Annotated in this window: 10 protein-coding genes; 7 read left to right on the forward strand and 3 right to left on the reverse strand. The window is 68.1% G+C overall.

What is annotated here, in order from left to right:
- The first annotated feature begins 49 nt into the window (after nt 1-49).
- Nucleotides 50-3412: a DNA methyltransferase gene (locus ASG17_RS13160; protein WP_056104711.1), complete on the forward strand. Its 3363-nt coding sequence runs from the start codon at nt 50-52 to the stop codon at nt 3410-3412.
- A 6-nt stretch (nt 3413-3418) separates the two neighbouring features.
- Here ASG17_RS13160 and ASG17_RS13165 read toward each other — a convergent pair whose 3' ends face one another.
- Nucleotides 3419-4627: a S41 family peptidase gene (locus ASG17_RS13165; protein ID WP_056104712.1), complete on the reverse strand. Its 1209-nt coding sequence runs from the start codon at nt 4625-4627 to the stop codon at nt 3419-3421.
- 170 nt (nt 4628-4797) lie between these two features.
- Here ASG17_RS13165 and ASG17_RS13170 point away from each other — a divergent pair, with 170 nt between their 5' ends.
- The 5 genes from ASG17_RS13170 to ASG17_RS13190 all read left to right on the forward strand — a co-directional run bounded on the left by ASG17_RS13170 (nt 4798) and on the right by ASG17_RS13190 (nt 11745).
- Nucleotides 4798-5496 (forward strand): HAD family hydrolase, encoded by a 699-nt coding sequence (locus ASG17_RS13170; RefSeq protein WP_056104713.1) that lies wholly within the window; start codon nt 4798-4800, stop codon nt 5494-5496.
- 348 nt (nt 5497-5844) lie between these two features.
- Nucleotides 5845-6099 (forward strand): hypothetical protein, encoded by a 255-nt coding sequence (locus ASG17_RS13175; protein WP_235560458.1) that lies wholly within the window; start codon nt 5845-5847, stop codon nt 6097-6099.
- 11 nt (nt 6100-6110) lie between these two features.
- On the forward strand, nt 6111-9407 hold the full coding sequence (gene carB, locus ASG17_RS13180; RefSeq protein ID WP_056104718.1) for a carbamoyl-phosphate synthase large subunit: 3297 nt from the start codon (nt 6111-6113) through the stop codon (nt 9405-9407).
- Entirely contained in the window at nt 9407-10711 is a 1305-nt protein-coding gene (locus tag ASG17_RS13185; protein WP_056104722.1) for a glycosyltransferase, read from the forward strand. Before carB ends, ASG17_RS13185 begins: the two co-directional genes overlap by 1 nt.
- 89 nt (nt 10712-10800) lie before the next feature.
- Entirely contained in the window at nt 10801-11745 is a 945-nt protein-coding gene (locus tag ASG17_RS13190) for a hypothetical protein (RefSeq protein WP_056104725.1), read from the forward strand.
- Here ASG17_RS13190 and ASG17_RS13195 read toward each other — a convergent pair.
- Nucleotides 11742-13028, reverse strand: coding sequence for a dicarboxylate/amino acid:cation symporter (locus ASG17_RS13195; protein ID WP_056104728.1), 1287 nt, complete (start codon nt 13026-13028; stop codon nt 11742-11744). The two genes, ASG17_RS13190 and ASG17_RS13195, sit on opposite strands and share 4 nt — an antisense overlap.
- Nucleotides 13029-13086: 58 nt before the next feature.
- Nucleotides 13087-14151 carry an SGNH/GDSL hydrolase family protein gene (locus ASG17_RS13200; RefSeq protein ID WP_082496287.1) on the reverse strand — a complete coding sequence of 355 codons (1065 nt, stop codon included), beginning with the start codon at nt 14149-14151 and terminating at the stop codon, nt 13087-13089.
- A gap of 128 nt (nt 14152-14279) precedes the next feature.
- Between ASG17_RS13200 and ASG17_RS13205 the strand changes: the two genes are divergently transcribed.
- The gene (locus tag ASG17_RS13205) at nt 14280-15344 is read left to right on the forward strand and encodes a LacI family DNA-binding transcriptional regulator (protein WP_056104731.1); all 1065 of its coding nucleotides are present in this window, start codon (nt 14280-14282) and stop codon (nt 15342-15344) included.
- Nucleotides 15345-15372 lie beyond the last annotated feature (28 nt).

Raw genomic sequence — 15372 nt, forward strand, 5'->3', positions numbered from 1 at the left:
ACGCTGATTATAACTCGTCTAGGTTGTTCCTTGTTGGGAGGATGCAGCCATGGATTGGGCCGACTTCATTGCCGATTACGCGAAGGCAGGCGGGCACGAGCAAAGCAATGCGCAGCATTTCACGCTGAGGCTGCTGGGCCTGCTTGGCGTGCCGGAGCCGACAGTCGCTCAGAACGATCGCACGCTGAACGACTATGTCTTCGAACGGTGCGTCAAAGGCTGGGCTGACGAAACGCTGCGGTGGATCGAATTCTACAAGCGTGGCTGCGTACTGATGGAGCTCAAGCAGTCGCGTCTGCCGGGGCGCCCTAACGCCGATCCCGCCGATGTCGAGACCCCTGTAAAGCCGACCGCCGGCAGCTGGGACGTCCTAATGCGCAAAGCGCGCCAGCAGGCCATGGGCTACATCGCCGCCCTGCCCGCTACCCATCCCGCCCCGGTCTTCGTGGTCATCTGCGATATCGGCTGCGTGCTCGAGGTCTGGGCCGACTTCAGTGGCACAGGTCGGGGCTATGCCCCGTACCCCGATCGCCTCAACTATCGCATCAGACATGCCGATCTGATCAAGCCGGAAATCCAGAACCGGCTGCGCGCCATGTTCCTGGATCCCTGGTCGCTCGATCCGGCACGCATCTCACAGGAGGTCACCCGGGCCGTCGCTGACGATCTGGCCGCGATCGCTCAGAGGCTGGAGAAGGAGGGAAACGACGCCGAAGCTGTCGCGCACTTCTTGAGCCGCTGCATCTTCACCCTGTTCGCCGCCGATGTCGGTTTGCTCCCGAAGGCCAGGCTTCTGACTATGCTGGAAGACTGCGCGGCGGCGCCACATACGTTCGTTCTGATGATGGGCGACCTGTGGTCGCGCTTAGGCGCGCCGGATCGGGATGATCGGTTTTTCTCCGGCTTTGGAGAACATCTTCGACACTTTGGGGGCGACCTCTTTGCAAGCTCGCACGCCTTCTCGCTCGAAGCCTCCGAAATCCGAGCGCTGCAGGATGCGGCGCGACGTTGCTGGCGATCCGTCGATCCCGCCATCTTCGGATCGCTTTTGGAAGGTGCCATGACCAGAGACGACCGGCGCAAGCTGGGCGCCCATTTCACGCCACGCGCCTATGTTGAACGCCTGGTCGAGCAAACCGTCATCGTCCCTCTGCGCGAGGAATGGAAAGGCGTTCAAGCCAACATCGAGGGCGCCACAGACGATCGCCAACACACCACAGCAGTCCGCAAGGCCCATGGCTTCCTCAAGAAGCTTCGCAGCATCCGGGTGCTCGACCCGGCCTGCGGTACCGGCAACTTCCTCTATGTAGCGATGGAGATGATCATCCGCCTGCAGGGCGAGGTCTTCGACATGCTCGTCGAACTGGGCGAGACAGACGCACTGGATGTCTCCGGCGTCCGGCCACATCAGTTCCTTGGCATCGAAGTCAATCCGCGCGCCGTACGCATCGCCAGCATCGTGCTGTCGATCGGCTTCCTTCAGCAGCACTACCGCAACCACTGCGGCCACCCAGCCGAGCCCATTCTGCCGAGGTTCGACGGCATCGAGTGGCGCGACGCCCTGATAGAGTGGGATGGCGCGCCAGACCTTCAATCCGAATGGCGCGATGGGGTGTTTCGGTCGATCTGGCCCAATGCCCGGCCCGCCAAATGGCCGAGGGCCGACTTTATCGTCGGCAATCCGCCCTTCGTCGGCGGCGCGGCCATGCGAAGCCGCCTGGACGCCGGTTACGCTGACGCGCTTCGGCATTGCTATCCGCAGATCAACGAGAGCGCCGATCTCGTCATGTACTGGTGGGACCACGCCGCCCGGGAACTGACGACGCCCGGCACGTCGCTCCAGCGCTTCGGCTTCGTAACCACCAACTCGATCACCCAGGCTTTCCAGCGGCGGGTGATCGAGCGATGGCTCGACAGTCCGCGACCGCTGAGCCTCATCTACGCCATTCGGGACCACCCTTGGATATCGGACGTCCGCAAGCGAGCGTATGTCCGCATCGCCATGACAGTCGCAGCCGCCGGTTCGCATGAGGGCGTGCGAGCCGTCTACGCGGCCGGATCGTCGACCTACAGCGCGGCCCCTTCGCTGAGCGAAGCGCACGGTCATATCCACGCCGATCTCAGCATCGGCGTCGATGTGACCCGCGCCAAGCCCCTCGCCGCCAACACGGATATCTGCTCGCCGGGCTTCAAGCTGCACGGGGCAGGGTTCGTGGTGTCGCGCGCGGACTTCTCCAGGCTCGGCATGGGCCGCCGGCATGGGCTCGCCGCGCACGTCCGCCCCTACCGAACCGGTCGCGATCTCGTCGGGACTTGCCGGGATGCCTGGGTGCTGGACTTTCATGGGCTGGGGGCAGAGGCGGTGCGCGAGCGCTTCCCGGAGACCTACCAACACCTGTTAGAACAGGTGAAAGAGGTGCGCGACGACGCGGGTCATGTCACCGGGCGGGATGCTAATCGGCGCGAGGTCTATCGTGACGCGTGGTGGCTGTTCGGCGAACCGCGCGCAAGCTTCCGTCCTGCGCTGAAGGGCCTACGCCGCTACATCGCCACAACCGAGACCGCCAAGCACAGGATCTTCCGGTTCCTCAACGCCGAGGTCGCGCCGGACAACACCCTGGTCTGCATCGCCGATCAGGACGCGGCGACACTGGCCATTCTTTCCAGCCGCATCCACGGCGCCTGGTGCACGGCGAGCGGCGGATTACTGGAAGATCGGCCGCGCTACACCAAGTCCCGGTGCTTCGATCCCTTCCCATTCCCTGAACTGAGCGACGACCAACGCATGCGACTGGCCGAAGCCGGCGAGGCGCTGGAGCGCCATCGGCGGACTGTCCTCAGGGACAATCCCGATCTGACCCTGACCGAGGTCTACAATGTGCTGACCGCAATCCGATCCGGCGCGCGGCTCAGCGATCAAGATGAGACAATCAAACAGCGGGGACTGGTAGTCGTCCTGCAACAGTTGCATGAGGTGATCGATCGACGGACCGCCGACGCCTATGGCTGGTCTGCGGATGATTCGGACACCTGCATCGTAGAGCGCCTGACCGCGCTTAACGGCACGCGCGCGGACGAGGAGGCCGATGGAAGAGTTCAGTGGTTACGTCCCGATTATCAGGCGGCCCGGCCAGCCGCTCGGCTGGAAAGGGAAACCCTGCCTCTGCCGTTCGGTGCGCCGGATGGGGGACTGAACCGATCGCTGCGGGTGTTTCCCACTGACAACTACGAACAGCCCCTCGCCCTACGAGCAGCCTTGCGTGAGGTCGGCTCGCCCATCGCGGCCCTGGACCTGGCTCGTCGGTTCGATGGCGGCAGTCAGCGGATGAAGCGGATCAACCGGGTCGTGGCTACTTTGCACCGCTACGGCCACGTCGATCGGCTCGAAGACGGGAGATGGCGGGCGGTCTGAGCCTCCTCAAGACACGGCGGCTCTGGCCGCCGACGCCGTTTCCAGGGCGCTGACGGCCGCGTCCAGCATCGGGTCGCGGCCTTCGCGGCGGTCGTCGAGGGTGCGGGTCACGACGACGTCGGGCGTGACACCGGTCTTTTCCAGACGCACGCCGCCGCGTGTGACGAAATCGGCGCGGCTGAGGGTCAGGCGGCCGCCGTCGGGCAGGTCGGTGTCCTGGGCGATCAGGACGGCGCCGCCGGTGCGTTCGCCGACCACAACGGCGCGGCCGGCTTCCTGAAGGGCGGCGGGGGTCAGTTCGGCGGCGCTGCGGCTAGCGCCGTCGACAAGGACGGCCAGTTCATTGGTGGCGGGGCCATGCAGGTCGCCGCAGCGCTGGGACACCTTGAGCGTCACCGCCCGGCCGGTCCGGCCCGTGCGCGTGGCCCAGGCGCGATCGCGTGGCAGGAAGCAGGCCAGAACAGCGTCCGCCTCCAGCAGCCGGCCGCCCGGATTGCCGCGCAGGTCCAGCACGACATCGACGTCTGGCGAAAGGTCCTGCAGTTGCCGCCCCATCCAGCGGCCGAGGCCGGGATCAAAGGACTGCACCGACAGGACCAGGGTCTCTGGATTGGGCCGTGCGGCGACGAAGACGGGCAGAGGGTCCATCGCCTGCGGAGTGACCGTGACCACGCGGGGCTGGCCCGCCTCATCGCGCAGGCTGAGCACCACCGGGGCGCCGCCGATCACCTCGACATCCGGGCCCCACGGCTGGCCGTCCAGGGACAGCAGCGTCCAGCCGACGCGCACACCGGCGGCCTCTGCGGGCGACCCCGGCCGCACGGCCTCGATCCGCCAGCTTTCGTCGTCCTGGCGATAGAGGGTGACGCCGAGGGCGGCGCGGCGCTCGTTGGCATGGTCGCGGCGCCGGGCGGCGGCCGGAGCGATGGCGCCGGCGTGGGCGTCGTCCAGCAGGTCGAGCATCCGGTTGACGACGCGATAGAGGGTGCGGTCATCCGGCGCTAGGGCGGCTTGGTCGCGGTAGTCCACGCGCGCCTGACGCCAGTTCACGCCGTGCAGGTGCGGGTCGTAATAGTCGCGCGCAACCTCGGTCCAGACCCGGTCGAAGACCCGCAGATTCATCCGCTGGCGGCGTTCCGGGACGGCCGGTGGGCTGGCCGACATCGGCGGGGCGGCCACGGCCTGGGCCGTCGGCGCCAGCGTTCCAAGCAGCATCAACGCCGCCAACGGCAACGCTTTGATCCGTTTGGAGAAAGGCGACGACCCCATGGCGGAGTCCATATGCCCTGCCACTCCGCTCGGCAATCCACGTTCGCGTTAGCAGCAGAAGGATTTGCAGCGGCGCCGAAGGCCGGTATGCGACGCGGCATCTCGAAGGATACCCCATGCCCGTTACCACCGTCGGCCTCGATGCCGATGACACCCTCTGGCACAACGAGACGATCTTCCGTCTGACCCACGACCGGTTCGTGGGCCTGCTGGCCGACCACGGGGATCGCGCCGTGCTGGAGGCCCGCCTGGCCGAGGTGGAAGGGCGCAACCTGCGGCTCTACGGTTATGGGGTGAAGGGCTTCACCCTGTCGATGATCGAGACGGCGATGGAGCTGACGGGCGGCGAGGCCCCGCCCCATGTGGTGCGCGAAATCCTGGCCGCCGGCCGCGAAATGCTGGCCCATCCGGTCGAGCCGCTGGCGGGCGTGGACGAGGCGTTGGCGAAGCTTTCGGAGCGCTATCGGCTGGTGCTGATCACCAAGGGCGACCTGATCGACCAGGAGCGCAAGCTGGCGGCGTCGGGGCTGGGTGATCTGTTCGCGGCGGTGGAGATCGTTTCGGAGAAACGGCCGGGAACTTACGCGCGGGTCTTCACCCGCCACGGCACTGGACCGACCGAGGCGGTGATGGCCGGCAACTCGCTGAAATCAGACGTTCTGCCGGCGCTGGAAGACGGCTGTTTCGCCGCTCACATCCCCTACCCGATCACCTGGGCGCACGAGATGGCGGACGCGCCGGTGGACCATCCGCGTTTCGCCGCGCTGGACAGCATTTCAGACCTGCCGGCGTGGATCGAGAGCGCGGCCGGCTAGCCTCCTCTCGCCCTTGCCCCCGTCATCCTCGGACTTGATCCGAGGATCAGGCGCCGATCGTGCCCGCTACCGGATGGCTCTGACGAAGCGCTTCAGCATGCCTCGATAGAGCACCGGACGACCTGATCCTCGGATCAAGTCCGAGGATGACGGAGAAGGGAAAAGACAGGGCGTTTAACGAAAGGTTCGAGAGGGGTTGTGCGCCCCCCTCCCCCTCATTAGACCGGCCGCTTAACCGACAACCAGATCGCCGACGGCCCGCAAGGCGCGCCGTGGGCCTTCGCGCGCGAGGCTGAAGCCCTGTCCGAGCATGACGAGAAAGACGCCGCCGTCCGCGCCGCGCTCGCCGTGCAGGGGGATTCGGGCGTCACGCCGCGCCACACGCTGTTCTACTTCTACGGCGAGGGCGACCACGACGACCTGAACGAGGTGGCGCGGCGGGCCGGGTTCGTGACGCGCGGCCAGGACGACGTGACTGTCCTTGAAACGACCATACCTGTGGACGAGGCGTCCTTCGCCCCGGTCTCCGCCATGATGCAATCCTGGGCCGCGGCCTTCCAGCTCGACTACGACGGCTGGGAGTGCGCGGTCGTGACGAACTAGAGGAGGCTGAGATGCCCAAACGTACGGACATTCAGTCGATCCTGATCATCGGCGCCGGCCCCATCGTCATCGGACAGGCGTGCGAGTTCGACTATTCGGGCGTGCAGGCGTGCAAGGCGCTGAAGGCCGAGGGGTACCGGGTCATCCTGGTCAACTCGAACCCCGCCACGATCATGACGGACCCCGAGGTGGCCGACGCCACCTATATCGAGCCGATCACGCCGGACTTCGTGGAGCGGATCATCGCCAAGGAGCGGCCGGACGCCCTGTTGCCCACCATGGGCGGCCAGACGGCGCTGAACACCGCGCTGGCGCTGGATGCCTCGGGCGCGTTGGCGAAGTACGGCGTGGAGATGATCGGGGCCAAGGCCGAGGTCATCGACAAGGCCGAGGATCGCCAGAAATTCCGGGACGCCATGGACAAGCTGGGGCTGGAGAGCCCGCGCTCCAAGGCCGCTCACTCGATGGCCGAGGCCCTGGACGGACTGGAGTTCGTGGGTCTGCCCGCCGTGATCCGGCCGTCGTTCACCCTCGCCGGCACCGGCGGCGGCATCGCCTTCAACCGCGAGGAGTTCGAGGAGATCGTCCTGCGGGGGCTGGACCTGTCGCCCACCACCGAGGTGCTGATCGAAGAGTCGGTGCTGGGCTGGAAAGAGTACGAGATGGAGGTGGTCCGCGACACGGCGGACAACTGCATCATCATCTGCTCCATCGAGAACGTGGACCCGATGGGCGTGCACACGGGCGACTCCATCACCGTCGCCCCCGCCCTGACCCTGACCGACAAAGAGTACCAGCGCATGCGCACGGGCTCGATCAACGTCCTGCGCGAGATCGGCGTCGAGACCGGCGGATCGAACGTGCAGTGGGCGATTAATCCGGCGGACGGCCGCATGGTCGTGATCGAGATGAACCCGCGCGTGTCGCGCAGTTCCGCGCTGGCGTCGAAGGCCACCGGCTTCCCTATCGCCAAGGTCGCTGCCCGTCTGGCCGTCGGCTATACGCTGGACGAGCTGACCAACGACATCACGATGGTGACGCCGGCCTCGTTCGAGCCGTCGATCGACTATGTCGTGACCAAGATCCCGCGCTTCGCCTTCGAGAAATATCCCGGCTCCGAGCCCCTGTTGGGCACCTCGATGAAGTCGGTCGGCGAGGTCATGGCCATCGGCCGGACTTTCCAGGAATCCATGCAGAAGGCGCTGCGCGGTCTGGAGACCGGCCTCAGCGGGTTCGACGAGATCGAGATCGACGGGGTGGAGGGCGCCGAGGGCCAGACGGCGCGCAACGCCGTGATCCGCGCGCTGGGCGTGCCTACCCCGGACCGCATCCGCGTCATCGCCCAGGCCTTCCGCCACGGCCTGACGGTTGAAGAGGTCGCGGCCGCCTGTTCCTACGAGCCTTGGTTCCTGCGCCAGATCGCCGACATCGTGCGTGAAGAAGGCCATCTGCGCGTGAAGGGTCTGCCGACCGACGCTGTGGAGTTCCGACGCCTGAAATCCAAGGGCTTCTCCGACGCCCGCCTGGCCGCCCTGACCGGCTCCACCGAAAAGGCAGTCCGCCACGCCCGGCGCGGCCTGAACGTGCGCCCGGTCTTCAAGCGCATCGACACCTGCGCGGCCGAGTTCGCGTCCGCCACCGCCTATATGTATTCCACCTATGAGACCGGCGCCCTGGGCCAGATTCCCGAGTGCGAGGCCGACCCGTCCGACAAGAAGAAGGCCATCATCCTGGGGGGCGGTCCGAACCGGATCGGGCAAGGGATCGAGTTCGACTACTGCTGCTGCCACGCGGCCTTCGCCTTCGCCGAGATCGGGGTCGAATCGATCATGGTCAACTGCAACCCCGAAACGGTTTCGACCGACTACGACACCTCCGACCGGCTGTATTTCGAGCCGTTGACGGCCGAGGACGTGCTGGAGCTGATCGAAGTCGAGCGGTCAAAGGGCGAGCTGATCGGATGCGTCGTCCAGTTCGGCGGCCAGACGCCCCTGAAGCTGGCGCATGCGCTGCACGAGGACGGCATCCCGATCCTGGGCACGTCGCTGGACAGCATCGACCTGGCCGAGGACCGTGAGCGCTTCCAGGTCATGCTGAACGACATCGGCCTGATGCAGCCGCCGAACGGCCTGGCCCGCAGCGCCGAGGAAGCCGCGCAGAAGGCGGAGGAGGTGGGCTATCCCGTCGTCCTGCGCCCCTCCTATGTGCTGGGCGGACGCGGCATGATGATCGTCCACGACCGCGAACAGCTGGACCGCTACGTCGGCGAGGCGATGCGGGTGTCGGGCAGCGACCCGGTCCTGATCGACCACTATCTGAACCGGGCCACAGAGGTGGACGTGGACGCCCTCTGCGACGACGAGACGGTATTCGTGGCCGGCGTGCTGGAACACATCGAGGAAGCCGGCGTGCACTCGGGCGACAGCGCCTGTTCGATGCCGCCCTACTCCCTGTCGGCCGAAACGGTCACCGAGCTGAAGCGCCAGACCACGGAGATGGCCAAGGCGCTGAAGGTGCGCGGCCTGATGAACGTGCAGTTCGCCATCGAGGAGCCGCACAGCGAGAACCCGCGCATCTTCGTGCTGGAAGTGAACCCGCGCGCGTCGCGCACGGCGCCCTTCGTGGCCAAGACCATCGGCCAGCCCGTCGCCGCCATCGCCGCCAAGGTCATGGCCGGAGTGCCGCTGGCCAGCTTTGGCCTGACCGACACGCCCTACGACCACATCGCGGTGAAGGAGGCGGTCTTCCCGTTCGCCCGCTTCGCCGGGGTGGACACCGTGCTGGGCCCCGAGATGCGCTCGACCGGCGAGGTCATGGGCCTGGACTGGAAGCGCGAGGGCGAGGCCGACATGGCCCCCGCCTTCGCCCGCGCCTTCGCCAAGTCTCAGATCGGCGGCGGCACCACCCTGCCCACCACCGGCTGCGCCTTCATCAGCGTGAAGGACGACGACAAGCCGTTCATCCTGGAGGCCGCGAAGACCCTGGTCGCCGAGGGCTTCACTCTGATGGCCACCGGCGGGACGCACACCTATCTGGTCGAGCAGGGCCTGCAGGTGAAGCCGATCAAGAAGGTGCTGGAGGGCCGTCCCCACATCGTCGACGCCATGAAGAACGGCGAGGTCCAGCTGGTGTTCAACACCACCTCGGGCAAGCAGTCGCTGCAGGACAGCTTCAGCCTGCGGCGCACGGCCCTGATGATGAAGATCCCCTATTACACCACGACCGCCGGCGCCTTGGCGGCGGCCCAGGCCATCGGCGCCATCAAGGCCGGCGACCTGGATGTGAGAGCGATCCAGGAATACGCCTGATGAGAAACGCCGGTCGCATCGTTCTGGCGACCGGCGGCTCTCTCGGAGATCTGCACCCCTTCATCGCCCTGGGCCGCGCGTTGCAGGCGCGCGGCCATGAGGTCGGGATCGCCACGGCGGCCGACTACCAGCCCAAGATCGAAACGGCCGGACTGGCGTTTCATCGGGTCGGCCCCAGCGTCGCCGACCTGATGCAGGACACGGGCATGGACCTGCCGGCGCTGACGGCGGCGATCGCCCGGTCTGACCGGTTTCTGTTCGGCGAACTGCTGTTGCCGCGCGCCGGCGAGGCTGCGCGCGAGCTGATCGAGGTGACGGAGGGCGCCGCCGCCATCGTCGGATCGACCCTGGCCATCGGCGCCCAGATGGCCGCCGAGGTCCGCCGCCTGCCCAGTGTCGCGGTGTCCTTGCAGCCGACCATGGTGTTTTCCCGGTTCGATCCGCCGCGCCTGCCGATCGCGCCGTGGCTACAGCCGGCGTCGGGAGGCCCCCAGCTCTGGCTGAACGACCTGACGCGCTGGGCGGGCCGCTTCAGCACGTCCCGCTGGACGCGGCCGGTCAACGCCATCCGGGCCTCGCTGCGCCTGGCGCCCACGAGAGACCACATCATCTTCGACGCGGGCCGGTCCGCGGATCTGTCGCTGGGCCTCTACTCGCCTCTGCTCAGCCCACGCCAGGCGGACGCTGCGCCCAACTTCGACGTGGTGGGCTACGCGCCCTACGACAGCGAGACGGGCGCCGGCGCCGCCTTGCCAGAGGCGCTGGAAGCATTTCTCGGCGCCGGCCCGCCGCCCCTCGTCTTTACCCTGGGCAGTGCGGCGGTGAACATCCCGGGCGACTTCTATGTCGAAAGCCTGAAGGCAGCCCGCCTGCTGAAGCGCCGCGCGGTTCTGCTGGTGGGGCCAGACGGCGACCAGCATGTCGCCGGTGACGATCCTGACGTCTGCGTGGCCCCTTATGCGCCCTATTCCTTGCTGTTCCCTCGCGCGGCGGCGGTCGTACACCAAGGCGGAATCGGCACCGTGCATCAGGCGCTGGCCTCTGGACGCCCGCAGCTGGTGGCGCCGCATCTGGGCGACCAGTTCGACAACGCCGCCCGCGTCGTGCGCCTCGGCTGTGGCCTGACCCTGGCGCGCCACCGCTATAGAGCCGACACTGTGGCCGATCGGATCGGCGCCATTATGGGCGACGCAAGGATGCCGACCCGCGCCGAGGTCGTCGCAGTGTCGGTCCGCTGCGAGGATGGAGCCGGTCAGGCGGCAGACAGGATCGGCGCGCTCGTCCGGTTGAAGCAGCCAGCCTGAGGCAAAGCAACTCCCGCTGACCCTGTCATTGACAGCGTTGTCATTGCGGCCGATCCTGGCTTCCAAACCGGGGTGAGAGGACCTCAGATATGTTCGACAGACGCCTGATGACGGCGGCCGCCATGATGCTCGGCCTGATGTTCGCTTCACCTTCGCTGGCCCAAGGGGTGGGCGGTGTGAACACGGGAGCAGCGGACTCCTACGCCATCGGCGGGCGTGACGAGTACTTCCGCAACATGGATACGGCCCTGCGCGATTTCTCGCGCGAGTCCGAGCGCGATCGCGCCGAGCGGCTGCGCACCGAGGCCGTCGCTGCGCGGGCGGCCGCGACCGCGGCGGGCGTCGCCTGCCAGGTGACCGAAGCCGTCCAGATCGGCCAGACGCAGGACGGCCTGAAGCTCTACGAGACCGCCTGCGCCTCGGGGCCGGGCTATCTGATCGCCACGACCACACCGCCCACGGCGACCGGCTGCGTCGTCGCCAATACCGCCGCCCGTCACTTCCTGACCGCCAACCCGCAAGGCCAGCCGCCGGCCAGCTGCACCCTTCCCGCCAACCTGAACGTCGACGCCGCCATCGCCGGATATGCGCGGGACGCCGGCATCGACTGCACCGTCGACGAAGTGCGCGCCATCGGTCAGGTCGGCAGCCGCGCCATCTATGAGATCGGCTGCGCCGGCCGCGACGGATACCGCATCACCCCCAGCGAGACGGGATGGGACAAGATTTCGTGCTTCGCCGTGGTCAACAGCGGCTCGACGTGCGCCTTCACCACCCAGGACGAGCAGTTCGCGACGTTACGCGCCTATCTGACGGAAACGCCGGCGGCGGACTGTCAGGTGGACGGCGGCCGCTACATGGGCGCGAGCGCCAACGGCGTCTATTACGAAGCCAAATGTTCGGGCGCCGAGGGCTACATCTTCCGCGTCAAGGAGGGTCGGACGGAGGCCTTCCCCTGTGCGGAGGCGCAGGGCATCAGCGGAGGTTGCCGGCTGACAACGGCGGTGGCGGCGGCCGCCCCGCCGAACAACTAGCTCGGCTCGTCCTCGGCGCCGCGCCCCTGCACGATCCGCGTGGCGGCCAGGTCCCCGGTGACGTTGCCGACGGTGCGGAAGATGTCCGGAATTACTTCGACCGCCAGCAGCAGGGGCAGCACGCCCAGCGGCAGGCCCATGGCCAGGCAGATGGGGCCGATGGCGGCGAAGAAGCTGACCTGGCCCGGCAGCCCGACCGAGGCGATGGACACGGCGAAGGCGGTCAGGCCGCCCGCGATCAGGGCCCCGATCCCAAGCTCCACTCCATACAGCTGGGCGACGTAGAGGCAGACGGCCAGGTTGGCGACCGGGCTGGTGATGCGGAACACCGCCACCGCCAGCGGCAGGACCAGGCCGGCCGTCCGCTGAGGCACGTTCAGGCCGTCGCGGGCGCGCTCGACCATCACCGGCAGGCTGGCCAGCGAGGACTGGGTCGAGACGGCGACGACCTGAGCCGGGATGACGGCGCGCGCGAACCGGCCCAGGCCGATGCGGCCCCAGACGACGGCGACGGCGTAGATCAGGACGATCAGGCCGATCTGGCTGAGGCAGACGATGGCGACGTAATGGCCCAGCGTCCCGGCCACGCCCAGGCCCGCGCGCAGGCCGACACCCAGCGCCAGGGCGAAGACGCCCAGCGGCGCGGCCAGCAGCACCCAGTGGACGATCACCACCATGGTCTCGGCCACCGCCTCGAAGAAGGCCGCCATCGGCCGGCGCAATTCCTCGCGCACACGGGTCGCCGCGAAACCGAAGGCGATGGCGAAGACGACCACGGCCAGGACCCCGTCCTCGGCCGCCGCGCGGATCAGGTTGGACGCAGCCAGGCTGCTTAGAAAGGCCTTCAGCCCATCGGTCTGCGCGGCGGCGCCCACCTCATCGGCGGCGTCGGCGGGGATGCCGGCCAGGAGGGCGCGGCCCGCCTCGGGGTCGATGGGCCAAAGGCTCAGCAGCCCCTGCCCCGCCACGATGGCCCAGACCACCGCGCCCGTCAGCAGCACGCCGAACACCATCAGCGCCCGCCCCGCCAGCCGCCCGGTCGCGGCCGCATCGGCGATGGCCACAATGCCGGTGACCAGCAGGCTGAAGACCAGCGGGATGACCGTCATCCGAAGCGCGTTCAGCCAGACCTGACCCAGCGCCTCGACCACGCCCAGCCCGCCGATCATCGTATCGTTGTGCAGACCCTGCGCGCCCGCCCCCACCGCCACGCCCAGCACCAGGGCGGCGATGACGAAGAAGCTGAGCGAGGTGAAGAAGCGGGCGAGGCGGGATCGGATCATGAAGCCCCGCTAGCACCCGCCGCGCGGACTGGCGCGCGAAACTTCGGCGCGCGGGCTGTTAGTTCGCGTCGCTCCAGACGCCCAGTCCGTCCATGTGCGCCTCGATCAAAGCCGCCAGTTTGGCGTCGTCCGCAAGCGAAGGGTGGTAGTCGCAGCCCATCCGGTCCAGGTCGCCGAACTGCAACGTCGTGACCTTGCCGGGGGCGGCTTCATTGACGGTGGCGGCGATGCGCTCGACGTCGGCATAGAAGGCGTCCGATCCCATCAGGACGAAGCGCGCCTGCGGCTGGGCCGCCGCCAGCTCGCGCACGAAGGCGACGTAGCGCGTGTGATACGCACCGCGCAGCGCGGCCTCGTCGGCCCAGCGCTCGCCGGGGTTCAGGGGCGTCGAGAAGTCGTTGGTGCCCAGGTTGATGACGATGACCTGCGGCTTCCAGGCGCTGTCGTCCTGGGTCGGCGCGGCGGCCGTATCGGGTTTCAGGCGGGGATAGATGATCGGCAGGCTGAGGTCCGTCACCCCGCCGTTGTAATTCCGCACGATGCCGAAGCCGGAATAGGCGTTGATGCGATAGTCGGCGCCGTAGTGGTTGGCGACGCGCGGGCCGAACGCCTGCTGGGTGTCCGTGGTGTCGTGGATGACCTCCTGGGTGCATTCGCGCACCGGCGAGGTGTTGCCGTAGCCGACGGTATAGCTGTCGCCGATGAACTCGATCTGGCGGGCGCGGGGCGTGACAGCCAGCGCCGCGCCGCCGTTCACCGGATAGAAGCCTTGGAAGACGCCCCCGCCGGACTGGCTCTCGGTCAGCTTCTCCAGGCGCACGACGTGCTGGCCGGGCGCCAGGTTGTTCAAAGTCAGGTCGACCTGGCCGGGGCGGCGAAAGACGACGCGCTCCTGGCCGTCGATCAGCAGTCGCATGTATTCGGCGGGCGCTTCGAAGCGGACGCGGACGCCCGGCCCCTCGATGCGGCTCTCGAAATATACGCCGGGCCAGCCGAAGTCGTAGCCGCCCCCGGTCGCGATGGCGCGGCCGCCGACGTACACCGGAGCGGGATTCGAGATCTGCGCGAACGCGGCCCCAGGCGCCAGCAGCGCCACCGCCAGCATCCAACCGATCATCCGCATCGCATCCTCCCTCATCTCGCCCGCCTGCACAGCACGGCGCGCGCACGGCGACAAGACGACGTTGACGCCGGCGGCCGACCGGGGCCATCCAAGCGCTCATCGGCCACCGGTCGATGAGAGGATTCGCCATGCATCAGCCGACGGAGAGCGGCCGCAAACGCAGCGCCAAGGGGGGCGCAACCGCCAGGGACGTCGCGGTCCTGGCCGGCGTCTCCCCCATGACCGTGTCGCGCGTGGTCAACGGCGACACTCGCGTGCGGCCGGACCGGCGGGCCAGCGTCGAGGCGGCGATCGCCCAGCTGGGATACCAGCCCAACCTGGCGGCGCGGGCGCTGGCGGGGACCGAGACCTTCCGCATCGGCATGCCCTTCCCCCTGTCGAGCGGGAAGGCCTATCTGAGCGAGCTTTTGATGGGCGGGCTGGACCAAATCGGAGCCAGCGGTCACCAGTTCATGCTGAAGACCTGCGAGACGCCGGACGGCGCGCGCGAACTGATCGCCACCTTCATCGCGGCCGGGGTGCAGGGCGTGATCCTGCCGCCGCCCCTGTGCGCGCATGCCGGCCTGATCGAGGATTTGCAGCGCTGGGGCGGGGCGGCGGTGGCCATCGGACCGGGCTGTCCGGTCGCCGACTATTCCAGCGTCGTGGTCGATAACCGCGAGGCGGCGCGGGCGATGACGCGGTTCCTGCTGTCGCTGGGGCACCGGCGGATCGGCTTCATCCACGGCGACGCGCGTCACCCCTCGGCGGAGCTGAGACACCAAGGGTTCCTGGAAGCGATGCGCGAGGCGGGGGTCGGGGAGCCGGATCGCTGGCTGGCCCACGGCGCGTTCGACTTCCAGTCCGGGCTGGTGGCGGCCGAGAGCCTGCTGACCATGAAGGACCGGCCCACCGCCATCTTCGCCGCCAACGATGCGACGGCGGCGGCGGTGGTCGCCTATGCCCACCGGGTCGGGATGCACATCCCCGACGCGCTGTCGGTCGCCGGTTTCGACGACATGCCGATCGCCACCAACATCTGGCCGATGCTGACCACCATCCGCCAGCCGGTCGCCGACATGGGTCGCGAGGCCATCGACCTCCTGGTCGCCGCCATGCGCGCCAAGTCCGAGGGCCGCCCGGTCAAACCGGTGCGCCGCGTCTTCGAACACAGCCTGATCCCACGCGGCTCCTGCGCGGCGCCGGCGGTCTAGACCGAAATCGGTCCCGCGCAGTGGGGAT

Source organism: Brevundimonas sp. Leaf363 (assembly GCF_001424025.1).
Lineage (GTDB): Bacteria > Pseudomonadota > Alphaproteobacteria > Caulobacterales > Caulobacteraceae > Brevundimonas.